The organism is Pseudomonas sp. JH-2 (assembly GCF_036231725.1).
Classification (GTDB): Bacteria; Pseudomonadota; Gammaproteobacteria; order Pseudomonadales; family Pseudomonadaceae; genus Pseudomonas; species Pseudomonas delhiensis.
On sequence record NZ_JAZAQP010000021.1, the window covers coordinates 1 to 22,754 of the forward strand.

The 22,754-nt window shown below is 68.6% G+C and carries 21 protein-coding genes; 10 read left to right on the top strand and 11 right to left on the bottom strand.

Going from position 1 to position 22,754, the window contains the following annotated elements; translation table 11 throughout:
* Positions 1–417: 417 nt before the first annotated feature.
* The 3 genes from VV867_RS15890 to VV867_RS15900 form a co-directional block, all read right to left on the bottom strand.
* A complete protein-coding gene (locus tag VV867_RS15890; RefSeq protein ID WP_328566950.1) occupies positions 418–1,695 on the bottom strand; it encodes an outer membrane protein transport protein in 1,278 nt (425 codons plus the stop codon).
* Positions 1,696–1,871: 176 nt separating this feature from the next.
* Positions 1,872–2,351, bottom strand: coding sequence for a hypothetical protein (locus tag VV867_RS15895; protein ID WP_089393646.1), 480 nt, complete (start codon positions 2,349–2,351; stop codon positions 1,872–1,874).
* A 250-nt stretch (positions 2,352–2,601) separates the two neighbouring features.
* Positions 2,602–3,456: a sulfurtransferase gene (locus tag VV867_RS15900; protein ID WP_109932442.1), complete on the bottom strand. Its 855-nt coding sequence runs from the start codon at positions 3,454–3,456 to the stop codon at positions 2,602–2,604.
* 106 nt (positions 3,457–3,562) lie between these two features.
* Between VV867_RS15900 and VV867_RS15905 the strand changes: the two genes are divergently transcribed.
* On the top strand, positions 3,563–4,360 hold the full coding sequence (locus tag VV867_RS15905; RefSeq protein WP_328566951.1) for a lysophospholipid acyltransferase family protein: 798 nt from the start codon (positions 3,563–3,565) through the stop codon (positions 4,358–4,360).
* Positions 4,361–4,366: 6 nt separating this feature from the next.
* On the opposite strand, the gene VV867_RS15910 is transcribed toward VV867_RS15905, so the two are convergent.
* Entirely contained in the window at positions 4,367–5,425 is a 1,059-nt protein-coding gene (locus VV867_RS15910) for an SMP-30/gluconolactonase/LRE family protein (protein ID WP_328566999.1), read from the bottom strand.
* Positions 5,426–5,560: 135 nt separating this feature from the next.
* Between VV867_RS15910 and rnd the strand changes: the two genes are divergently transcribed.
* The 3 genes from rnd to VV867_RS15925 all read left to right on the top strand — a co-directional run bounded on the left by rnd (position 5,561) and on the right by VV867_RS15925 (position 8,152).
* Positions 5,561–6,700, top strand: a complete 1,140-nt coding sequence (gene rnd, locus VV867_RS15915; protein ID WP_442965034.1) for a ribonuclease D — start codon at positions 5,561–5,563, stop codon at positions 6,698–6,700.
* The gene (locus tag VV867_RS15920) at positions 6,697–6,990 is read left to right on the top strand and encodes a YcgL domain-containing protein (RefSeq protein WP_089393643.1); all 294 of its coding nucleotides are present in this window, start codon (positions 6,697–6,699) and stop codon (positions 6,988–6,990) included. The genes rnd and VV867_RS15920 overlap by 4 nt, the downstream gene beginning before the upstream one ends.
* 229 nt (positions 6,991–7,219) lie before the next feature.
* Positions 7,220–8,152 (top strand): D-2-hydroxyacid dehydrogenase, encoded by a 933-nt coding sequence (locus VV867_RS15925; protein ID WP_109932438.1) that lies wholly within the window; start codon positions 7,220–7,222, stop codon positions 8,150–8,152.
* 32 nt (positions 8,153–8,184) lie between these two features.
* Here the strand turns inward: VV867_RS15925 and VV867_RS15930 are convergent, their stop codons facing one another.
* Complete coding sequence (locus VV867_RS15930; RefSeq protein ID WP_328566953.1) at positions 8,185–8,778, bottom strand: nitroreductase family protein; 594 nt, start codon at positions 8,776–8,778, stop codon at positions 8,185–8,187.
* A gap of 210 nt (positions 8,779–8,988) precedes the next feature.
* Here VV867_RS15930 and VV867_RS15935 point away from each other — a divergent pair, with 210 nt between their 5' ends.
* On the top strand, positions 8,989–9,438 hold the full coding sequence (locus tag VV867_RS15935; RefSeq protein ID WP_089393640.1) for a YcgN family cysteine cluster protein: 450 nt from the start codon (positions 8,989–8,991) through the stop codon (positions 9,436–9,438).
* Positions 9,439–9,877: 439 nt separating this feature from the next.
* On the opposite strand, the gene VV867_RS15940 is transcribed toward VV867_RS15935, so the two are convergent.
* On the bottom strand, positions 9,878–11,929 hold the full coding sequence (locus VV867_RS15940; RefSeq protein WP_328566954.1) for a S9 family peptidase: 2,052 nt from the start codon (positions 11,927–11,929) through the stop codon (positions 9,878–9,880).
* Between the two features lie 98 nt (positions 11,930–12,027).
* Here VV867_RS15940 and VV867_RS15945 point away from each other — a divergent pair, with 98 nt between their 5' ends.
* The 3 genes from VV867_RS15945 (at position 12,028) to VV867_RS15955 (ending at position 13,988) form a co-directional block, all read left to right on the top strand.
* Positions 12,028–12,504 carry an MFS transporter gene (locus VV867_RS15945; protein ID WP_089393638.1) on the top strand — a complete coding sequence of 159 codons (477 nt, stop codon included), beginning with the start codon at positions 12,028–12,030 and terminating at the stop codon, positions 12,502–12,504.
* Positions 12,505–12,676: 172 nt separating this feature from the next.
* Complete coding sequence (locus VV867_RS15950; RefSeq protein WP_109936149.1) at positions 12,677–13,450, top strand: class II glutamine amidotransferase; 774 nt, start codon at positions 12,677–12,679, stop codon at positions 13,448–13,450.
* Positions 13,451–13,463: 13 nt separating this feature from the next.
* The gene (locus tag VV867_RS15955; protein ID WP_009623586.1) at positions 13,464–13,988 is read left to right on the top strand and encodes a DUF2937 family protein; all 525 of its coding nucleotides are present in this window, start codon (positions 13,464–13,466) and stop codon (positions 13,986–13,988) included.
* A 119-nt stretch (positions 13,989–14,107) separates the two neighbouring features.
* On the opposite strand, the gene VV867_RS15960 is transcribed toward VV867_RS15955, so the two are convergent.
* On the bottom strand, positions 14,108–14,737 hold the full coding sequence (locus VV867_RS15960; RefSeq protein ID WP_328566955.1) for a cysteine hydrolase family protein: 630 nt from the start codon (positions 14,735–14,737) through the stop codon (positions 14,108–14,110).
* Positions 14,738–14,858: 121 nt separating this feature from the next.
* Between VV867_RS15960 and VV867_RS15965 the strand changes: the two genes are divergently transcribed.
* On the top strand, positions 14,859–15,812 hold the full coding sequence (locus VV867_RS15965) for a GlxA family transcriptional regulator (RefSeq protein ID WP_328566956.1): 954 nt from the start codon (positions 14,859–14,861) through the stop codon (positions 15,810–15,812).
* Positions 15,813–16,104: 292 nt separating this feature from the next.
* Here VV867_RS15965 and aceK read toward each other — a convergent pair whose 3' ends face one another.
* The 4 genes from aceK to cysK form a co-directional block, all read right to left on the bottom strand.
* Positions 16,105–17,829 (bottom strand): bifunctional isocitrate dehydrogenase kinase/phosphatase, encoded by a 1,725-nt coding sequence (aceK, locus tag VV867_RS15970; protein ID WP_275629189.1) that lies wholly within the window; start codon positions 17,827–17,829, stop codon positions 16,105–16,107.
* Between the two features lie 115 nt (positions 17,830–17,944).
* Positions 17,945–18,838 (bottom strand): DMT family transporter, encoded by an 894-nt coding sequence (locus VV867_RS15975; RefSeq protein WP_328566957.1) that lies wholly within the window; start codon positions 18,836–18,838, stop codon positions 17,945–17,947.
* Positions 18,839–19,270: 432 nt separating this feature from the next.
* A complete protein-coding gene (locus VV867_RS15980) occupies positions 19,271–20,365 on the bottom strand; it encodes a polyamine ABC transporter substrate-binding protein (protein WP_328566958.1) in 1,095 nt (364 codons plus the stop codon).
* A 174-nt stretch (positions 20,366–20,539) separates the two neighbouring features.
* The gene (cysK, locus tag VV867_RS15985) at positions 20,540–21,514 is read right to left on the bottom strand and encodes a cysteine synthase A (protein ID WP_109936143.1); all 975 of its coding nucleotides are present in this window, start codon (positions 21,512–21,514) and stop codon (positions 20,540–20,542) included.
* A 285-nt stretch (positions 21,515–21,799) separates the two neighbouring features.
* On the opposite strand from cysK, the gene VV867_RS15990 reads away from it, so the two are divergent.
* Positions 21,800–22,645, top strand: coding sequence for an AAA family ATPase (locus VV867_RS15990; protein ID WP_009623574.1), 846 nt, complete (start codon positions 21,800–21,802; stop codon positions 22,643–22,645).
* The last annotated feature ends 109 nt before the right edge of the window (positions 22,646–22,754 follow it).

A 22,754-nucleotide genomic window follows, 5' to 3' on the forward strand; every position in this document is an offset into this window, starting at 1 on the left:
GCGAAACCGGCGCTCAGGAGGTCATGCGACATGGATGTCGCTAGAGCCCCGATCAGCACAGGGACGTGCTGTCGGGGGGGGCCTCCGTGGCGGGGGAGTTCGTGAGGGTAGCCCGGCTCCATCGGGCCCGTATGCGGGGCAAGCCTTTTTGGTTCCTTTTGTGGCGATTGACAAAAGGGACTCGCCCGAGGGGGCGAAACAAAAAATCTCCGCAGACTCGGAGCGGCGCGCTACACCCAGACCCGACATCAACTGGGTCCCCGGCGGGAATGACGGGCTGGAGACCGGAGCGCAGGGCCATAACCGCAAACGAAGCCCCCTATGAAAAATGCCGTTTCTCCCATGGGAAGAAACGGCATTCTTCAAGGGAACAGCATCAGGGCATCTGCCCGGCTTCTCCCCGTGCGCTCGCGCCTATCAGAAGCGATAGGTGACTTGCGCGGTCAGGCCGTGGGCGCTGTTGTCGTACTTGGCGCTATAGGCCGGTTGTACGTTCAGGCCGAGGACGCTCGGGCCGTCGGGCTGGTTCACGCCTGCGGTGTTTTCCCACAGGTAGGCGTAGGCCATGTCGACGGTCAGGTCGGCGTTCGGCGACCAGCCGGCGCCCAGGGTGAAGATCTTGCGATCGCCCACCGGGATGCGCACGTTGCGGTCGGCGTTGCTGGTCGGCGACGGATCGTAGGCGAAGCCGGTGCGCAGCACCCATTCCGGGGTCAGCTGGTAGGAGGTGCCGACGGCCACGGACCAGGTGTCCTGCCAGTTCAGCTCTTCGCCGATGGTGTTGAACTGGGCGACCGGGGCGCCCTGGTTGCGCACGCTGATTTCCTTCAGGCGGCTCCAGCGGGTCCAGGTGGTGCCGCCGTAGACGGTCCACTTGTCGTCCAGCTTCTGGGTGATGGACATGTCCACCGACTCGGGCAGGGTGATGTCCAGCTTGGCGTCCATGCGCGAGTCGAACAGGCCCAGCGGCGAGCCGGACACGGTGGTGTGGCCGCCCAGGTGGTAGTCGACCTTGGAGTGGTAGGTCAGGCCCAGGCTGGTGCTGTCGGTCGGGGTGACCAGCACGCCGACGTTGTAGCCGATGGCGGTGTCGTCGCCCTTGATGCTGATCTTGGTGTCGTTGGCGGCGCCGGCCAGGCCGGCAGTGGCCAGGTAGTTCTCCAGCTTGCCGTCGATGCGGTTGAAGGTGGGGCCGAAGCCGACCGACACGACATCGTTGAACTTGTAGGCGATGGTCGGCTGGACGGTGATCACCTGGACCTTGCTGTAGGAGCCGTGGGCACGGCCCTGGAAGCCGCTTTCGTAGTCGTTGATGATGCCGTAGGGCACGTAGATGCCCAGGCCGAAGGTGAAGTCTTCATTGATCGGCGTGGAGAAGTAGCCGAACGGAACGGCGGCCAGGGGAACCGAGTCGCCCTTGTTGGTACCGGTGCCGCCACCGTGGGCCTGGCTGATGTCGTCCTTGGCGTCGACGATGGCCAGGCCGCCGCTGACTTCGGTGCGCTTGAGCTTGGACAGGCCGGCCGGGTTACCGTAGATGGTGCTGGCGTCGAGTGCCGAGGAAGCGCGGCCCGCGTAGGCGGTGCCGGCGCCGCTGGCGCTCTGTTCGTTGATCGCGATGCCGTTGGCCAGGGCCTGGGCAGAGGCAGCGCTGATGGTCAGAGCGAGGGTGGTTTTGAGCCATGTTGTTTTCATTGTAAGAGCAACTCCTGTGGTCAACGGCGCGCAAGCTACCAAGATTCCCGGGCCTTTGGTAGTACCCCAAAGGGGCTCTACGTCGGGCTTTTGCGCGCAAAGGGCCGCCGTTGGGCGAGCCTTTAGCTTCGTTAATGTATGTAAATGAAAGCTGACTGATCGGTCATTGATCGAGGTCAGGCCGCGAGCAGCGGATCGCCGATGTACGCCTGCCAGGCGTCGAGGAAATCACGCAGGTGGCCATGGGGCCGGAACACCCGGCGCCAGACCCTGGCCTGGCCGAGGTGGTCGGTGGGGGCGGGCAGTGGCAGGCGCTGGGCCTCCACCAGCATCCAGGCGATGGCGGTGCTGTAGCGCAGGTTCACGGTCAGTTCCAGGTGCGGGGCGTCGAGGAAGGCGTGCTGGCTGGCCAGGCCGCGCACGCGGCTGGCGAGGTTCGGGTCCAGGGCCAGGTAGCGATCCCAGAGCTGTTGGTGGCGGTATTCGTCGATGCGGAACAGGCCGTGTCCGTGGCCGTTGTCCAGGCTGCTGCCAAGCGCCGATTGACAGGCCGCCGCTCCCAGCAACAGCGCCTCGGCCTCCCCGCTGTGACGTTCCAGGTACAGCAGGGTGGGCCGGATGACGTGCTGTCGCAGGTCGCAGGCGGCGATTCCCATGGTCTTGTCCCTCGATGAACGGCGGGGCTGGGCGTCTTGGCAGCTTCTGATGTTCTCCTGGGCCCCGCCGTAAGCGGACTTAGCCGCTCGATTTGAAGTGTAGTGCGACAAATCCGCTGTAAAGGACTGTTTTTAAATTGTTTTGACTTTCTGCGGCCCAGGCATATTCCTCGATGTGATTAATCGGGAACGGGTTACTGTGCCGGGGAAGGAGCCCCGGGCCGCGTCAGCCGCGGCCTGGGGCGGGGCGTCAGGCGCCGGTGGCCACCGGGTGCCGCGGGTCGGTGATCCATTCGCTCCAGGAGCCGGCGTAGAGGCGGCCCAGGGGGTAGCCGGCCAGGCTCAGGGCGAACAGGTTGTGGCAGGCGGTGACGCCGGAGCCGCAGTAGGCCACCAGCTCCTGGGCCGGGCGGCCGCGCAGCAGGTGGGCGAAGCGCTGGTGCAGCTGCGCCGGCGGCAGGAAGCGGCCGTCGCTGCCGAGGTTGTCGGTGAAGGCCGCGCACTGGGCGCCGGGGATATGGCCTGCGACCGGGTCGATGGGCTCCACCTCGCCGCGGAAGCGCGGCTCGGCGCGGGCGTCGATCAGCGGCAGTTGCGGGTCGGCGAGCAGCGCCGAGAGTTCGCCGGCATCGATCAGCAGGCCGTTGTCCGGCTCGCCGTGGAACGCGCCCCGGGGCACCGCCGGCTCGGCGGTGGTCAGCGGCAGGCCGGCGGCGCGCCAGGCGTTCATGCCGCCGTCGAGCAGGTACACGCCGTCGCGCTTGCCCAGCCACAGCAGCAGCCACCAGGCACGGGCGGCGAAGGCGCCGGGGCCGTCGTCGTAGAGCACCACCTCGTCGCTGTTGTCCAGGCCCCAGGCGCGCAGGCGCTGGATCAGCGCATCGGCGTCGGGCAGCGGGTGGCGGCCGGTCACGCCCTTGACCACCGGCGCGGAAAGGTCGCGCTCGAGGTCGGCGTACTGGGCGCCGGGGATGTGGTTCTCGGCGAACACGCGGGCGCCGTAGCCCGGGTCGTCCAGGGCGAAGCGGCAGTCGAGGATCAGCAGGCCGGGTTCGTCCAGGCGGGCTGCCAGTTGTTGCGGGCTGAGCAGGCGGGCGAGTGACATCGTGCGGGTTCCTGTGTCGTGACGGTTTCCTCGCGCATCATAAGGCTTGTGCAATGGAAAACGCCGGTCTGCGGCGGCTTTCTTCGATCCGATGGAGTTTTCGCCCATGTCCAGTCTGCAACCGGCGACCCAGGCGGCCTCGCGGGCGCGCGTCTGCGCCATCGCCCTGGCGACCGGCCTGATCACCCTCTACTACAGCCTGCTGGTGCTGTCCCTGGCCGCCATCGGCCGCCTGCGCCGCGAGCGCGTGGACCGCTACACCCGCCAGTGGTCCGGCCTGCTGCTGCGCCTGGTGCGCATGCGCCTGAGCGTGCACGGGGCCATGCCGGACTTCGGCGACGGGCGGCGCTACATGATCCTCTGCAACCATTCCAGCCACTACGACATCCCGGCCAGCTTCGCCGCGCTGCCCGGTTCGATCCGCATGCTGGCCAAGCGCGAGCTGTACCGCATCCCGGTGCTCGGCCGGGCCATGCGCGCCGCCGAGTTCCCTTCCATCGACCGGCACAACGGCCAGCGCGCCCGCGACGACCTGCAGCGCGCGCGGCAGATGATGGAGAGCGGCATCGTGCTGTGGGCGGCGCCGGAGGGCACCCGCTCGGACGACGGGCGCCTGCTGCCGTTCAAGAAGGGCTGCTTCCGCCTGGCGCTGGACACCGACGCGGTGATCATCCCGGTGGCCATCCGCGGCATCCACCGGGTGCTGCCGGCGCGCACCTTCGACCTCAACCTGGGCCAGCCGGTGGACCTGCTGGTGGGCCGCCCGGTGGATGCCGCGGCCTTCCGCGGGCAGGGCCTGGAAGCCCTGATGGGTGAAGTCCGCGGGCGCATGCAGGAACTGCTGGAGCCGGGCGCCGCGAAGTGCGCCGAAGCGGCCCGAGAGGAGCCGCTGGCGCTGGGCTGAGGCGCCTCAGCGGAGCTTCAGGCGGCCGATGCGGTCGTTTTCCAGGCTGCCGAAGTACAGGTAGTCGCCCACCGGCTTGGCCGAGGTGATCATGCGCAGGTGCTGGCCGCTGGTGTCGTGCAGGCTGCGGACGATCTTGCCGTTCTCGTCCAGGGCGATGACCAGCCCGTAGGGCACCGGCTTGGGCAGCAGCGCCCGCGGCAGCTTGGTCAGCTGGCGCTTGAGCCAGGGCTGGCCGAGGATGAAGTCGGCGTCGGCCTTGCGCGGCGTCGGCAGGGCCACCCAGAAGGTGCCCTTGCGGTCGCCCTGGAGGTTGTCCGGCAGCCCCGGCAGGTTGTCGATGAAGATGTCCTGCTGCCCGGCCTTCGGGCCTTTCAGCCAGTAGCGGGCGATGCGGTAGCGGTAGGTCTCGTTGACCAGCACGAAGTCCTCGTTGGCCGATAGCGCCACGCCGTTGGCGAAGTACAGGTCCTTGAGCAGCGTCTCGGCCTTGCCGGTCGCCGGGTCGTAGCGCAGCAGGCGGCCGTGGGGGCGGGTCTCCAGGTAGTCGAGGATGTAGTCGGGCTGGCGGAAGCGGCTGGAGGCGTCGCTGAAGTAGATGCGCCCGTCGCTGGCGATGTCCAGGTCGTCGGTGAAGGCGAAGGGCACGCCGTCGGCCTCGGTGGCCAGCACGCTGACCTGGCCCCGGGGGTCGATCTTCAGCAGGCCCTTCCAGGCGTCGGCGACGATCAGGTTGCCCTGGGCGTCGAAATCCATGCCCAGCGGGCGGCCGCCGGTCTCGGCGAAGGTGCTGACCTGGCCGTTGTCCAGGCGCACCACGCGGCCATCGTCCAGGCCGGCGTAGAGGCGGCCCTGGGCGTCCACTGCGGTGTCTTCCGGGCCCTTCACCTGGCCCAGGCCGAGCAGTTCGGCCTTCATCAGGGTGTCGTTGGGTTCCAGCACGCCGGTCATCGGCGGCGCCGGCGGCGGGTTCCAGGCCACGGGGTCGATGGGACTGGGGGTGATGGCGAGGTAGACCGCGGCGGCGACGACCAGCAGTACCAGCAGGGTTGCGAGTTTCTTCATCATGAAGGCTTCTTGTCGGGGATCCTGGGGCGGGAAAGATAAGCCTTCGTCCGCATCTGTACAGCCTTGTAGGCAAAAGCGGAATGCTCGTACATCATCCGGCCCGATATAATGCGCCCTACGTGAAGCAAGGAGATGTTCGTGAGCGCCCTCGATATCCGGTGGATCCGCGACGATGCCAGCCTGGCGCAGCAATGCCGGGACTGGAAACAACGGCCGTACCTGGCACTCGATACCGAGTTCATGCGCGTCGATACCTTTTACCCCGGAGCCGGCCTGGTGCAGGTCGGCGACGGCGAGCGGGCGTGGCTGATCGACCCGCTGCTGATCCGCGACTGGACGCCCTTCGCCAAGGTGCTGGAGGCGCCCTCGGTGGTCAAGGTGTTCCATGCCTGCGGCGAGGACCTGGAAGTCTTCCAGCGCCTGACCGGCAGCCTGCCGCAGCCGCTGTTCGACACCCAGCTGGCCGCCGCCTACCTGGGCATGGCGCATTCCATGGGCTATTCCAAGCTGGTGCTGGAGATGCTCGGCCTGGACCTGCCCAAGGACGAGACGCGTTCGGACTGGCTGCAGCGCCCGCTGACCGAGATGCAGGTGCGCTATGCCGCCGAGGACGTGCAGCACCTGGCCGAGGTCTACGTGAAGCTGGCGCCGCGCCTGCCCGAGCACAAGCTGGCCTGGCTGCTGGCCGATGGCGCCGACCTGGTCGCCAACCAGACCCGCGTCAGCGACCCGCGCGAGGCCTGGCGCGACGTCAAGCTGGCCTGGAAGCTGGCCCCGCAGCAGCTCGCGGTGCTGCGCGAGGTCTGCGCCTGGCGCGAGGAGCAGGCGCGCCTGCGCAACCAGCCGCGCAACCGCATCCTGCGCGAGCAGACGCTGTGGCCGCTGGCGCGCCTGCAGCCGAAGGACAAGCAGGCGCTGGCGCGCATCGACGAGATGCACCCGCGCACCGTGCGCCAGGATGGCGACACCCTGCTGGCGCTGCTCGCCCATGCCGCCGCGCTGCCCGCCGAGCAATGGCCCGAGCCTCTGCCCGAGCCGCTGCCGCGCGAGGTGACGCCGCTGCTCAAGCGGCTGCGCGAGGTCGGCCAGCGCGAGGCCGAGCGCCAGGGCATGGCCCCGGAGCTGATGCTGCGCAAGAAGATTCTCGAGGCGCTGCTCAAGAGCGGCTACCCCGATGGCCCCTACCGCCTGCCCGATTCCCTGCAGGGCTGGCGCCGTGAACTGATGGGCCAGGCCCTGCTGGATTGCCTGGCCGCCCCGGAGAACCCATGAAACGCATCTGCTCCATCTACAAGAGCCCGCGCAAGAACGAGATGTACCTGTACGTCGACAAGCGCGAGGCCCTGAGCCGCGTGCCCGAGGCCCTGCTGGCGGCGTTCGGCGCGCCGCAGCACGCCTTCGACCTGGTGCTCGGCCCCGAGCGCAAGCTGGCCCGCGAAGATATCCACAAGGTGCTGGAGAACATCGAGAAGCAGGGCTTCCACCTGCAGATGCCGCCGGCGGAGGAGGAGTACATCGAGCACCTGCCCGAAGAGCTGCTGCGGATGAATGATCCTCTTTGAGGCGTCGAAAAGCCGACGCCTACGCGAATTGGTGCGAAATTGCTGTGCAAGTTGTGGGTGCAAGAGCATTATTGCGTCAGAAAATGCCTGGTTAAGCGGAACGCCTAGGCTTCCAGCCGGTCTACAGGCCCTCCGTTCAACTCGCACAGAATCGCCGCTGCACGCAGGGACGATAACGACAATGCCAACCAACGTGCCTCCGCCTTGCCCCACGGGTGCGATTTAAACCATGCGCCTGCTCATCCTCGATCGCGAACATACCCTCTACGCCGCGCTGACCATGGCTGCCGAGCCCAGCCTCAGCGTGGTATCCGGCGACAAACCCGACAACCTCGTCGAGGCCGCCGCCGAATGCCCGGTGTGGCTGGGCGAGCCCGACCTGGTGGCGCAACTGCTGCGCAAGGGCGTGCACCCCGTCTGGGTGCAGTCCACCTGGGCCGGCATCACCCCGCTGCTGGCCGACGACCTGCCCAAGGACTACGCCCTGAGCCGTGCGGTGGGCATCTTCGGCCAGGTGATGAGCGAATACCTGCTGACCTACATGCTGGCCCACGAGCGCCAGTTCCTCGGGCGCCTGGCCAGCCAGGTGGGCAGCCAGTGGGACGACCGCGCGCCCGGCAGCCTGCGTGGCCGCCACGTGCTGCTGGTGGGCACCGGCGAGATCGGCCTGGCCGTGGCGCACATGCTGGCCGCCTTCGGCGTCGAGCTGACCGGCGTGGCGCGCACCCCGCGGCCGCTGCAGCCGTTCCAGCGGGTGGGCTCGCTGGCCGAGCTGCCGCGCCTGGTGGAGACCGCCGACTACGTGGTCAACCTGCTGCCCGACACCCCGGACACCCAGGACATCTTCGACCTGGCGCTGTTCCAGCGGATGAAGCCCTCGACGCTGTTCATCAACGCCGGGCGCGGTGTCGCGGTGGTCGATGCCGACCTGATCAGCGCCCTGGAAAGCAACCGCCTGGCCGGCGCCGTCATCGACGTCTGCCGCCAGGAGCCGCTGCCGCCGCAGCACCCGTTCTGGAGTGCGCCGCGCCTGCTGCTCACCGGCCACACCGCCGCGCCGACGCTGCCGGGGCCGATGGTGGAGCTGTTCCGCGAGAACCTGTCGCGCTTCTGGGCCGGGCAGCCCATGCGCGGCGAAGTGGACTTCACCCGCGGCTACTGACGTCGGGCGCCCCGCGCGGGGCGCCCTGTCCCTTACAGGCTGAAATCGCCCTCGGCGGCCAACTGCTCCAGCGGTCGGCGCGGGCTGGGCGTTTCGCGCGCCTGCAGGCTTTCCGGGAGGATCGCCTTGTCGCCGAGCTTGCCGATGGCGATGGCAGCGTGGATCTCGTGGTCGTCCGGCACCTTCAGCTCGACGCGGGTGGCCTCGCGGTCGAAGCCGGCCATGCCGTGGCTGTGCCAGCCGGCCAGGCTCGTCTGCAGGGCCAGGAAGCCCCAGGCAGCGCCGGTGTCGAAGGTGTGCCAGAGCGCCGGTTTCTCCTCGCTGGAGCCGGGCGGGGCGAAGGTGGTCTTGGACAGCACTATCACCAGCGCCGCGGCGTTCTGCGCCCAACCGCGGTTGAATTCGCCCAGCAGGTCCAGGTAGCGCTGCCAGTTCGGCGTGTCGCGGCGCGCGTAGAGGAAGCGCCAGGGTTGCGAGTTGAACGAGGAGGGCGCCCAGCGCGCGGCTTCGAGGAAGCCCAGCAGGGTTTCCTCGGGGATGCTCTCGCCGCTGAAGGCGCGGGGCGACCAGCGATTGATGAACTGCGGGTCGATGGGGTAGTCGGCAACGCGGGGATTGACGCTCATGGCGGCTCCTGCTGGAAAAGGGGATGGTGCCGTGGACGGCTGGGCATCGCGGATCATGGGTGAGGCGGCGGCCCGCTCGGGCCTGATGGTGGAGGAAAGCTACCCAGCCGCGCGGCCCCTGGCAAGCGCTCCGGTGGTCACCTGCGCTTGGCCGGCGCGGCGCCTGGGCATAGACTTGGCGCCCCGTGAAAAGCCCCACCTAGAAAAACGATGGCCGCCAAAGTCGAACCCTTCTGGAAACGCAAGACCCTCGAGCAACTCGATCAGCAGGAGTGGGAGTCGCTGTGCGACGGCTGCGGCCTGTGCTGCCTGCAGAAACTCGAGGACGAGGACGACGGCACCGTCTACTACACGCGCATCGCCTGCAAGCTGCTGGACCTGAAGACCTGCCGCTGCACCGACTACGCCAACCGCCGCGCCAGCGTGCCCGACTGCATCCAGCTCACCCCGGCCCAGGCCGACGAGTTCCGCTGGCTGCCGCCGACCTGCGGTTACCGCCTGGTGGCCGAGGGCAAGGACCTGCCGCTGTGGCACCACCTGGTCTGCGGCGACCCCGACGCGGTGCACCACGAGCGCATCTCGCAGTCCGGGCGGATGCTCAGCGAGACCGCGGTGGCCGAGGACGACTGGGAAGAGCACCTGATCTTCCGGGCGGGGTGATATCGCCTGGGAGAATCGCGGACGGAGTCCGCTCCTACGCCGCCCCACCCACGTCATTCCCCTGTGGGAGCGGACTCCGTCCGCGATCGACCCGGCGCAGGCCGTAGGGCGCATAACCGTTCGCGGTTATCCGCCGCTGGCCGCAACGCCGGTGCCCGCGAGTGGTGGCGGATAACGCCGTAGGCGTTATGCGCCCTACGGTTATGGCTTGGCTGTAGCGCCGTAGGGCGCATAACCGTTCGCGGTTATCCGCCGATGGCCGCAACGCCGGTGCCCGCGAGTGGTGGCGGATAACGCCGTAGGCGTTATGCGCCCTACGGTTATGGCCCGGCCGTAGCGCCGTAGGGCGAATAACCGTTCGCGGTTATCCGCCGATGGCTGGAACACCGATGTCCGCGGATGACGGCGGATAACGCCGCAGGCGTTATGCGCCCTACGGTTATGACAGGCCCAGCACCTTGAACACGAAGGCGTATTCCAGGGCCACGTCCTTGAGCCCCTGGTAGCGCCCGCTCATGCCGCCGTGGCCGGCGCCCAGGTCGGTCTTGAGCAGCAGCAGGTTGTCGTCGGTCTTGCTGGCGCGCAGCTTGGCCACCCACTTGGCCGCTTCCCAGTACTGCACGCGGCTGTCGTTGTAGCCGGCCACCACCAGCAGCGCCGGGTAGTCCTGGGCGCAGACGTTCTCGTACGGCGCGTAGGCGCGGATGCGCTCGTAGACCTCGTGCTCCTGCGGGTTGCCCCACTCGTCGTACTCGGTGACGGTCAGCGGCAGGTCCGGGTCGAGCATGGTGTTGAGCACGTCGACGAAGGGCACTTCGGCGATGCAGGCGGCGAACTGCTGCGGGCGCTGGTTGAGCACCGCGCCCATCAGCAGGCCGCCGGCGCTGCCGCCGCTGATCACGCTCTGTGCCGGGGTGCTGTAGCCCTCGGCGCAGAGGTGCTCGGCGCAGGCGATGAAGTCGCTGAAGCTGTTCTGCTTGTGCGCCAGCTTGCCGGCGCGGTACCAGGCCTCGCCCAGCTCGCCGCCGCCGCGCACGTGGGCGATGGCGAAGACGAAGCCGCGCTCCAGCAGGCTCAGGCGGGCGTGGGAGAACCAGGGATCGAGGCTCGCCCCGTAGGCGCCGTAGCCGTACAGGTACAGCGGCGCCGGGCGGCCGGCGGCGATGCCTTGCAGTACCTCGCGGCGCGCCACCAGGCTGATCGGCACCTGCACGCCATCCACGCTGCCGGCCCAGAGCCGGCGGCTCTCGTAGGCGTCGGCGTCGAAGGGGCCTTCCACCGGGGTTTCCTTGAGCACCTGCTGGGCGCCGTCGAGCAGGCCCAGCTGGCGGATCTGCGCCGGGCGGTTGAGCGCCTCGTAGCGCAGGCGGATGACCGGGCTGTGGAATTCCAGGCTGTCCTGCACGTACAGGTTGTAGGCCGCGTCCGGCAGCTCCACGCGGCGCGGCGCCTGGCCTGCGGCGTGGACCTCGACGATCGGCAGGCCGCCCTCGCGCAGGCTGAGGGTGAAGGCATCCTGGTTGAGGGTGACGTCTTCGAGCATCACGCTGTCGCGGTGGGCGATCAGTTCGCGCCAGTGCTCGCGGTCGGGCTGCGCTTCGCTGGCGCTGTAGAGGGCGAAGTTGATGCCGCTCTGGTTGCTGCGGATGAACCAGGTCCATTGCTGGCCGAGCAGGCCATGGTCGACGTGATATTCGTGCTCTTCCTGGCGCGGCGCCAGGCAGCGGAATTCGCCGCGCGGCTGTTCGGCGTCGAGCACCCAGGCCTCGCTGGTGGTCTTGCTGCCCAGCAGCAGCACCAGCTGGCGCTCGGAGCTGGCGCGGTAGCAGTGCAGGAAGAAGCGCCCGTCGGGCTCCTCGAACACCAGTTCGGCGCCGGGCTCGCCCAGGGTGTGGCGGTACAGCTTGTGCGGGCGGTGGGTCTCGTCCAGCTCGCCGAAGAACAGGGTGCGGCTGTCGTTGGCCCAGGTCATGCTGCCGTCGCAGTCGTCGAAGGGCAGTTCTTCCACGGCGCCGCTGGCCAGGTCCTTGACGTACAGGCTGTAGATCTCGTCGCCGCTGGTGTCCAGGCTGTAGGCCAGGCGCGAATGGTCGGGGCTGATGCTGAAGGCGCCGAGGGAAAGGAAGCCGCCGGCAGCCAGTTCGTTGGGGTCGAGCAGCAACTGCTCGGCGCTTTCGTCCACGACCAGCGAGTCGCCGGCCGGGCGCGGGCAGCGGTAGTGGCGCGGGTACTCGTCGCCGGCGGTGGTGCGCTGGTAATACAGCCACGGGCCCCAGGGCGAGGGCAGCGACAGGTCGGTCTCGCGGATGCGGCCCTTGATCTCCTGGAACAGCTGCTCGCGCAGTTCGGCCTGCCCGGCCAGCTCGGTTTCGAGGTAGGCGTTCTCCGCCTTGAGGTAGTCGAGCACTTCGGCGCTGTCGCGCTGCTGCAGCCAGGCGTAGGGATCGGCGGCGGCTTCGCGGCGGGCGATGGGGGGCTGGCGGTGGGTCATGGCGGCTCCTTGGCGGGGCAGGGGTGACGCCCGGCTGCGCACCCGTGGGGAAAAGCGGCTATCATAAGCCCCCCTCTGCCGCCACCGCACGCACGCGCATGAACGAACACGATTATCAACTCGCCTGGGGCGTCTACCTGTTCGCCGCTTTCGGACTCCTGGTCGTCTGGTTCCTGATGACCGGCTGGATGTGGCGCTGGCTGCGCGAACCGCTGCGGGTGATCGTCCTCGTGCTGCTGTTCACGCCGACGCCGGTGGACCCGGCCAACAACGAATACGCCCCGGCCATCGCCATCACCGCCCTGGACGTGCTGTTCAAGGTGGGCAACAACGCCTGGCGCGCGGTTTCCGACCTGGCCCTGGTGCTGCTGGCGGCCTTCGTCGTGTACCTGATCTTCGTCGCCGTGCGCTGGCCCATCGAGCGCGCCGCGCGCAACCGCCGCCAGCGCGCCGAGGCGGAGAACGAGCCGACCATGCGCCAGCTCATGCAGCCGCAGCTGATGCCCGACGTGGACGACAGCCGCGCCGACGAGCGCGCCGGCAACCGCGGCATGCGCATCGAGCCGCGCCTCTGAGCGAAACCGGCGCCGCCCTTGCGCGGCGCCGGATGGGCGTTCAGCATGGCGGCATTGCCGTAGCGGAACGAGCCCGAATGCAGCCCCAGACCTTCGCGCCAGGCCGGCGCCTGATTTCCCTTGCCACCTTCCAGTCCGTGCCGGGCCTGTGCCTGCCACAGGAGCGCTGACCATGTGCGAACTGCTCGGCATGAGCGCCAACGTCCCCACCGACATCGTCTTCAGCTTCACCGGCCTGATGCAGCGCGGCGGCGGCACCGGCCCGCACCGCGACGGCTGGGGCATCGCCTTCTACGAGGGGCGCGGCGTGCGCCTGTTCCAGGACCCGAGCGCCAGCGTCGACTCGGAAGTGGCGCGCCTGGTGCAGCGCTACCCGATCAAGAGCGAGACGGTGATCGGCCACATCCGCCAGGCCAACGTCGGCAAGGTCTGCCTGTCCAACACCCACCCCTTCGTGCGCGAGCTGGGCGGGCGCTACTGGACCTTCGCGCACAACGGCCAGTTGGCCGACTTCGCACCGCCGCCGGGGTTGTACCGGCCGGTGGGCGACACCGACAGCGAGGCGGCCTTCTGCGACCTGCTCAACCGCGTGCGCCGGGCTTTCCCCGAGCCGGTGCCGGTGGAGGTGCTGCTGCCGACCCTGGTGTCCGCCTGCGCCGAGTACCGGCAGAAGGGCGTGTTCAATTGCCTGCTGAGCGACGGTGATTGGTTGTTCACCTTCTGCTCCAGCAAGCTCGCGTACATTACCCGCCGCGCGCCCTTCGGCCCGGCGCGGCTGAAGGACGCCGACCTGACCGTGGACTTCCAGTCCGAGACCACGCCCAACGACGTGGTCACGGTGATCGCCACCGAGCCGCTGACCGACAACGAGCACTGGTCGGTGCAGCAGAGCGGCGAATGGATGCTCTGGTGGCGCGGCGAGATTCTCGACCAGGGCCGCGTCTGAGAGGGGGACTCCCATGTTGCGCAGCTACATCCGCCTGGTGCTTTTCGCCCTCGGCCTGCTGGTCGGGGTGCAGGTGCCGGGCTTCATCAAGGACTATTCGATCCGCGTCGACGCCCACCGCCAGGAAGCCCTGCAGGCCCTGGAGGGCTACCGCAACACCGCCGGCCAGTACTTCCAGGGCGACCTCGACGCCCTGGTGGCGCACTACCGCGGCAGCCCGGACCCGGTGTTCCAGCGCGACGGCGACAACGTCGAGCGCCTGCTGCGCCGCGCCAAGCTGTTCGACAACGAATGGCAGGCCCTGCAGGGCCCCTGGTACGCCCGCGCCTGGCACCTGCTGAGCGCGCCGAACCGCGAGCTGCTGCAGGAAACCCTGGACGGCTACAGCTACCAGGTGGTGCTGGCGCCGGAAGCCATCGGCTGGGCCCTGGGCGGCGGCTTGCTGCTGGCCTGGATCGTCGAGCTGCTGATCGTTTCGGTCGGGGCCCTGGCGGGGTTGGGTGACAACCGCAATGTGGCGCGCCGGCATTGGAGTTGAACGCCGCACGGGACGGGGAGGGCGATCAGGCGGCGGATAATCGCGAACGGTTATTCGCCCTACGTCCATGATGGTCCTCGCGTAGGGCGAATAACGCCACGGCGTTATCCGCCGTTTCCTCAGCCCCGCGCCGCGAGGGCCCGTTGGTTGGAGGTGTAGATGTTGTCGCGCTCCAGGGCCTTGCCGCTTTCCACGGCCGCCAGCCATTGCGCCGTGCTGCCCACGGCGGCGAAGGACGACTGCAGCACCACGCTGAACACCCGGTGGATTTCCTCGGCGCTGGCCGCGCCCGCGCTGTTGGCGTAGGGCAGCGAGCCGCTGGCGTCGTCGAGGAACTCCACCTGCCAGCCTTCGTGGGCGGCCTGGCGGGCGGTGGAGTCGTCGCAGTTGTGCGTCATGTAGCCGACGATCGTCAGGGTGTCGACGCCGCGCTCGCGCAGCCAGTCGCCCAGCCCGGTGCCGCTGAGGGCGCTGGCCTTGCTCTTGTCCAGCAGCAGGTCGCGGGGGCGCTCGGCCACCTGCGGGTGCAGTTCCACGCCGTGGCTGCCGGGGGCGAAGATGGGCGCGCCGGCCGGGGCCTGGTGGCGCACCACCACCACCGGGATGCCGGCGGCGTGGGCGGCGTCCATGGCGCGCAGGATGTTCGGCAGCGAGTCGCCGACCGGCGGGTATTCGATGCGCAGGTTGCCGCTGAAGTACTCGTTCTGCACGTCGACGACGATCAGGGCGCGTTTCGGGGCGTTGCTCATGCTGGGTGTCTCCGCTGGAGTGGGGATGGGGCCATTCTGCGCAGGGGCCGGCGGTCGGCGTGAGTGGCCCGCAAGACAGCTTTCGCTAGAATCGGGCCAAACCCTTGCCCGGAGGATGCCCATGCAAACCCACCGCGTGGCCGTGGTGGCCTTCGACCAGATCAGCCCCTTCCACCTCTCGGTGCCCTGCCTGGTGTTCGGCGAGGGCGACCCGGGCGGGGCGCGCACGCGCTTCGAACTGCAGGTCTGCGCCGCCGAGCCGGGGCCGCTGAACACCACGGCCGGCTTCGCCATCGATACGCGCCATGGCCTGGAGGCACTGGAGAGCGCCGATACCCTGATAGTGCCGAGCTGGCGCGACCCCGCGGAGCCGGCGCCGCCGGCCCTGCTCGATGCCCTGGTGGCCGCCGAGGCCCGCGGCGCGCAGCTGGTGGGCCTGTGCCTGGGCGCCTTCGTCCTGGCCGAGGCCGGCCTGCTCGACGGGCGCCGTGCCACCACCCACTGGCTGTGGGCGGAATTCTTCGCCCGGCACTATCCGCGGGTGCAGGTGGAGCCGGACGTGCTCTACGTCGACGATGGCCCGATCCTCACCTCCGCCGGCACCGTGGCCGGCATCGACTGCTGCCTGCACCTGCTGCGCCAGCGCTGCGGCGCCGGCCTGAGCAACCAGCAGGCCCGCCGCCTGGTGGTGGCGCCGCACCGCCAGGGCGGCCAGGCGCAGTTCATCGAGCAGCCGCTGCCGGCCACCGCGCGGGACAACCGCCTGTCCGGCCTGCTCGACTGGGTGCGCGAGCGCCTCGACCAGCCCCACGACCTGGACAGCCTGGCCGAGCGCGCGTTGATGAGCCGGCGCAGCTTCAGCCGGCACTTCCGCCAGCTTACCGGCAGCACCCTGGGCGACTGGCTGCGCGGCGAACGCCTGGCCCTGGCACAGCGGCTGCTGGAATCCACCGAGCAACCGATTCCGGAGGTGGCGAGCCTGGCGGGCTTCGGTTCGGTGGCTTCGCTGCGGCAGCATTTCAGCGCGGCGCTGGGGGTGTCGCCGAGCGCCTATCGGCAGGCGTTTCGGGGGTGAGGCGGGTTTCGTGGGGGGCGAGATTGCTCGCGAATGGGGTTTGCCGGTTGCTTCGGTTCGGGGCTGGGCCACGCTCCCTCTCCCCAGCCCTCTCCCGCAAGCGGGAGAGGGGGCTTGTCCGTGCCGGTGGATAGCAATGGTTTCAACCTGAAACGTCATTTCCGGCTGACGCCGAAATATCCACATTCACCTAACGGTCCCCTCTCCCTTCAGGGAGAGGGTTAGGGAGAGGGAACGGAGTTCACCCGAAACACCATAGTCACCGGGAAACCCCATTCGCAAAAACAAGCGCCTACTCCGCCAGCGCCTTCTCCGGCAGCTCATTGCGCCGGTAGGGGAACACGTCTATCACCTTGCCCGCCCGTATCTGCGCCTGCAGGCTCTTCCAGTAGTCCGCGTCGTAGAGGTCGCCGTGCAGCTTGGCGAACAGCCGGCGCAGCTTCAGGTCGACGAACAGGAAGCGCGGGAACTCCTCGGGGAACACGTCCATCGGCCCCACCGAGTACCAGGGCTCGGACGACATCTCGTCCTCCTCGTAGCGCGGCGGCGGGATGTGGCGGAAGTTCACCTCGGTGAGGTAGCTGATCTCGTCGTAGTCGTAGAACACCACGCGGCCGTGGCGGGTGACGCCGAAGTTCTTCAGCAGCATGTCGCCGGGGAAGATGTTCGCCGCCGCCAGCTGCTTGATGGCCAGGCCGTAGTCGTACAGCGCCTCGTGCACCTGGGCCTCGGTGGCGTGCTCCAGGTAGAGGTTGAGCGGGGTCATGCGGCGTTCGGTCCAGCAGTGGCGGATCAGCACCACGTCGCCCTCCAGCACCACGGTGGAGGGCGCCACCTCCAGCAGCTCGGCCAGGCAGTCGGGGTCGAACTTGCCCACCGGGAAGCGGAAGTCGGCGAACTGCTGGGTGTCGGCCAGGCGGCCGACGCGGTCGTGGTTCTTCACCAGCTGGTATTTCTGCACCACGGTGGCGTGGTCGACGGTCTTGGCCGGGTTGAAGTTGTCCTTGATGATCTTGAACACGGTGTTGAAGCCGGGCAGGGTGAACACGCTCATCACCATGCCACGCACCCCGGGGGCCATGACGAAGCGGTCGTCGGTGGTCGCCAGGTGGTTGATCAGGGCGCGGTAGAACTCGCTCTTGCCCTGCTTGTAGAAGCCGATGGAGGTATACAGCTCGGCGATGTGCTTGCCCGGCAGCAGGCGCTTGAGGAAGGCCACCAGCTCCGCCGGCACCGGCACGTCGACCATGAAGTAGGAGCGGGTGAAGGAGAAGATGATCGACACCTCCGCCTCGTCGGTGATCACGGTGTCGAAGCGGATGCCCTGGCCTTCGCGGTGGATCAGCGGGAACACCAGCGGCCACTGCTCGTCCGGGGTGTACAGGCGGCCCACCAGGTAGGCGCCCTTGTTGCGGTAGAACACCGAGCCGATCAGCTCCAGGGCCAGGTCCGGGTCCTTGCACACCCAGTCGGGCAGGTTGCTGTGCAGCAGGGCGTCCAGGCGCGCCAGGTCGCCTTCGGCGTCCTCGTAGGGCACCTGGAAGCGGTAGTCGGCGAAAACCTGCTGCAGCGCCCGCCGCAGGTTGCCCTGGGGCCGGTAGAGGCGGGTGTGCGGGTCGCGGGTGTGGGCGCGCAGCGACGGCCGCGTGGTGTGCACGAACATGGTGCCGTCGCTGATGTTGTCGTGGCTGAACAGCCCGCAGAAGATCGAGTTGAACCAGGTTTCCGCCAGCTCGTCGTCGTTGCGCGGGTCGATCAGGCCGATGTAGGCGCTCTTGATCAGCGGCCAGCGCTCCACGTCCAGCAATGCCCCCGGGTCGAAGTCGGCGGTGACGCGGGCCACGGTCTCGCCGACCTTTTCCTCGTAGAGGTTGATGCGCTCGGCGGAGGTGCGCTGGATTTCCTGCCACTGCGCCCGCTCGAAGCGTTCCTGGGCGTCGTCGGTGATCTGCTTGAAGCGCTCGCGGTAGATGTCGAAGCCGTCGAGGATGGTCTGGGCGATCTGGGCGTGGAGCATGGCGCGCCTCTCGTGCGTGTCCTGTGCAGCGAGCTTAGCCAGACTCCGGGGGCGGCGAAAGCGCCGTGGGTGACCGGGCGGTCGGGGAAGCGGGGGCGCTGCCGCCCCCGTCCGTTCAGCGTCGCTCGGCCAGTGCCTCGGCGCGCTCCGGCCGCGGGCGGAACACCAGCAGCAGGCCGAGCACGATCAGCCCCATGCCCAGCAGGCTGAGGGCGCCCAGGCGGTTGCCGAAGGCCAGGTAGTCCAGCAGCGCGGTCACCGCCGGCACCAGGTAGAACAGGCTGGTGACCTGCACCAGGTTGCCGCGCGCGATCAGCCGGTAGAGCAGCAGGGTGGCGCCCACCGAGATCAGCAGGCCCATCCACAGCAGGCTGGCGATCAGCTCCAGGCTCCAGTCGAAGTGCAGCGGCTGCGTCGGCAGCAGCACCAGGCACAGCGCGAGGCCGGCCACGTACTGCAGCGGCAGGCTGCCCAGCGGGCTTTCGCTCAGGCCCTTCTGCAGGAGGGTGCCGAGGGTGATACCCAGCAGCGCCAGCAGCGCGCAGCCCAGGCCGGCGAAGGACAGCCCGGCGAGGCCCATGCCTTGCCAGACCACCAGTACCAGCCCGCCCAGGCCGAGCAGCAGCCCGGCCAGGCGGGTGGCGCCGAAGCGCCGTTCGGTGAGCAGGCCGGTGAGGATCGGCTGCACGCCGAGCAGGGTGGCGATCATCCCCGGGGTGACCTGCAGTTGCAGGGCCCAGACGTAGAAGATCGGGTAGAAGCCTAGCAGCACCAGGCCGGTGAGCAGGGCGCGGCGGCGCTCGCGCGGCTGCCGCGGCAGGCGCAGGCCGAGCAGCGGGCCGAGGACCAGCAGGGCGGCCAGGGCGATGGCGAAGCGGCCGATGAGGAAGGCCAGCGGCGAGGCATGGGCCAGGCCCCACTTGGAGGCGATGGCGGCGCTGCTCCAGAGCAGCACGAAGAGGCTGGAGCTGGTCACGCCGACCAGGGTGGAAGCGTTGATTCGGGACATGTCGTCACCTGTCTTGCAAGCGGTGGCCGGCTGGCGGGCAGGCGGCCGGGTGCAGTCCGCGGCGCGCGGGCGCGGCGGCGATGCGTTCAGGAAAGGCGCTGGGGCGCTGTCAGAAGGCGCTGGCGCCCGGCGGCGGGCAGGCCGCTACGCACGGGGGCGGAGGCGCTGCGACAGCAGCGGCGACGGGAGGCGACAGGAGGGCGACGGCACCACGCGGGCGCGCCCCGGCCTCGCCGCGGGCGGCGATGGAGAGGGCGAGGTTCGCGTGGGAGAGGGGCATGGCCGGGCTCTGGCTGGTGGTGGCGTCGAGGCAGACTATAGCGGCGCCTGTGGGCGAAGGCGAGGGGGAGCGAGAGTTTCGCGCCAGGCGCGCGAGCCCGGCGACGATTCGCCAGGCAACGGGCCCCCGCCGCGACGGGAGCCCGTGGGGCCTTACTTGCCGGTCTTGACGTTGGTCCAGATGCGGGTGCGCAGGCGGTCGATCTTCATCGGCATGGACTGCAGGGCGAACAGCTTGGCCATCTTGTCCTGCGGCGGGTAGATCGCCGGGTCGGCCTTGATCGCCGCGTCCACCAGCGGCTCGGCGGCCAGGTTGCCGTTGGCGTAGTGCACGTAGTTGCTGATGCCGGCCATGACGTCGGGGCGCAGCAGGTAGTTCATGAAGGCGTAGGCGGCCTTCTCGTCGGGCGCGTCGGCCGGCATGGCGACCATGTCGAACCACAGCGGCGAGCCTTCCTTGGGCGTGGAGTAGTGGATCTCGATGCCGTTGTTGGCTTCCTTGGCGCGGGTGGCGGCCTGCAGGATGTCGCCGGAGAAGCCGACGGCCACGCAGATGTTGCCGTTGGCCAGGTCGCTGACGTACTTCGAGGAGTGGAAGTAGGCGATGTAGGGGCGCACCTTCAGCAGCGCCGCCTCGGCCTTCTTGTAGTCCTCGGGGTTCTGGCTGTGGTGCGGCAGGCCCAGGTAGTTCAGGGCGATGGGCAGCAGCTCGGGGCCGTTGTCCAGCACGGCGACGCCGCACTTGGCCAGCTTCTGCATGTACTCGGGCTTGAAGAACAGGTCCCAGGAGTCGACCGGTGCATCTGCGCCCAGCACTTCCCTGACCTTGGCCGGGTTGTAGCCGATGCCGGTGGTGCCCCACAGGTAGGGGAAGCCGTACTGGTTGCCCGGGTCGTTGACCTCCAGGGCTTTCATCAGCACCGGGTTGAGGTTCTTCCAGTTGGGCAGCTGGCTCTTGTCCAGCTTCTTCAGCGCGCCGGCCTGGATCTGCTTGGCCATGAAGTGGTTGGACGGCACCACGATGTCGTAGCCGGACTTGCCGGTCATCAGCTTGCCATCCAGCGTCTCGTTGCTGTCGTAGACGTCGTAGGTGGTCTGGATGCCGGTTTCCTTGCCGAAGGTGGCGACGGTGTCCGGGGCGATGTAGTCGGACCAGTTGTAGATCTTCAGTGTCTCGGCCTGTGCGCCGGCGGCGCCCAGGGTGAGGGAAAGCGCGAGGGCACTGGACAGCGGTGCGGTCGTTTTCATTGTTGTTTCCTGACGGCAAGCGGTAGTGGCGCGGCCGGGGTTGGGCCACGGCTGCTCAAGGAATAACCGGATTGCCGGAGGATGTGGAGGGGGCGCGGTTGCCCGCGGGTCCGCAGACAGTGGCAAAGGGCCGCCGGGCGGGGCGCCGCCCCGGAGCGGGGCGGCGCACAGGGCCTACTGGACCATTTCCTGTTCTTCGAACACGCCCTCGAAGAGCATGCTCGACAGGTAGCGCTCGGCCGAGTCGGGCAGGATGACCACGATGGTCTTGCCCTGCATCGTCGGCTCCTCGGCCAGGCGCACGGCGGCGGCCATGGCGGCGCCGCAGGAGATGCCGCAGAGGATGCCTTCCTCGTGCATCAGGCGCTGGGCCATGCTGCGGGCCTCGTCGTCGCCGACCAGCTCGACGCGGTCGACCATGGCCAGGTCGAGGTTCTTCGGCACGAAGCCGGCGCCGATGCCCTGGATCTTGTGTGGCGAGGGCTTGACCTCCTCGCCGGCGAGGGTCTGGCTGATCACCGGCGAGCTGGTCGGCTCCACCGCCACCGAGAGGATCGGCTTGCCCCTGGTGTTCTTGATGAAGCGCGACACGCCGGTGATGGTGCCGCCGGTGCCGACGCCGGCCACCAGCACGTCCACCGCGCCGTCGGTGTCGTTCCAGATCTCCGGGCCGGTGGTCTTCTCGTGGATCGCCGGGTTGGCCGGGTTGTCGAACTGCGCCGGCATGAAGTACTGCCCGGGGTTCTCGGCCACCAGTTCCTCGGCCTTGGCGATGGCGCCCTTCATACCCTTGGCCGGCTCGGTGAGGACCAGTTCGGCGCCCAGGGCCTTGAGCACCTTGCGCCGCTCCAGGCTCATGGAGGCGGGCATGGTCAGCACCAGCCTGTAGCCGCGCGCGGCGGCGACGAAGGCCAGGCCGATGCCGGTGTTGCCGGAGGTCGGCTCGACGATGGTCATGCCCGGTTTCAGCCGGCCGCTGGACTCGGCATCCCAGATCATGCTGGCGCCGATGCGGCACTTCACCGAGTAGCCGGGGTTGCGGCCCTCGATCTTGGCCAGGATGGTGACGCCGCGCGGGGCCAGGCGGTTGATCTGGACCAGCGGCGTGTTGCCGATGGACTGCGCGTTGTCTGCGAAGATGCGGCTCATGATGGGTGTCCTTGTGGATCGATGCTGACCCACCAGCCTATTCCCCGGCGCCCTGGCCGTAAAGCCGCGAAACCGGCGGAAAGATCGGTCCCGCGACGGCGGCGGGATGCGAGGGTGGAGCGGCGCCGACAGCGTTCGACGAATGGATTGGCGGCCGTGCATTCAGTGACTGAATGCCATGCCTGCGTTCACACTCGCCCGAACTGCGCGGTATAGTCGCAGTCTGTCCCCCCTGTTCCCGCAGCCCGGGCCGCGGCCCGGCCGATACCGTTCGAGGATTCCCCGATGAAGTTCGAAGGCACCCAGTCCTACGTCGCCACCGACGACCTCAAGCTGGCGGTCAACGCCTCCATCACCCTGCAGCGCCCGCTGCTGGTGAAGGGCGAGCCGGGCACCGGCAAGACCATGCTCGCCGAGCAGCTGGCCGAAGCCTTCGGCGCCAAGCTGATCACCTGGCACATCAAGTCCACCACCAAGGCCCACCAGGGCCTCTACGAGTACGACGCGGTGAGCCGCCTGCGCGACTCGCAGCTGGGCGTGGACAAGGTCCACGACGTGCGCAACTACATCAAGAAGGGCAAGCTCTGGGAGGCCTTCGAGGCCGACGAGCGCGTCATCCTGCTGATCGACGAGATCGACAAGGCCGACATCGAGTTCCCCAACGACCTGCTGCAGGAACTCGACAAGATGGAGTTCTACGTCTACGAGACCAACGAGACCATCAAGGCCAGGCAGCGCCCGATCATCATCATCACCTCGAACAACGAGAAGGAGCTGCCCGACGCCTTCCTGCGCCGCTGCTTCTTCCACTACATCGCCTTCCCCGACCGCGAGACGCTGCAGAAGATCGTCGACGTGCACTACCCGGGCATCAAGGCCTCGCTGGTCAGCGAGGCGCTGGACATCTTCTTCGACGTGCGCAAGGTGCCGGGCCTGAAGAAGAAGCCCTCCACCAGCGAACTGGTGGACTGGCTGAAGCTGCTGATGGCCGACGACATCGGCGAGGCGGTGCTGCGCGAGCGCGACCCGACCAAGGCCATCCCGCCGCTGGCCGGGGCCCTGGTGAAGAACGAGCAGGACGTGCAGCTGCTGGAACGTCTCGCCTTCATGAGCCGCCGCGCTTCGCGCTGAATTTGACCGGCTCTTCGTAGGGGCGAGCTTGCTCGCGAAGCTCTTTGCGGGTTCGCAGGGTTCGCGAGCAAGCTCGCTCCTACAAGAGCAATGCTTCATGAGAGGGTGC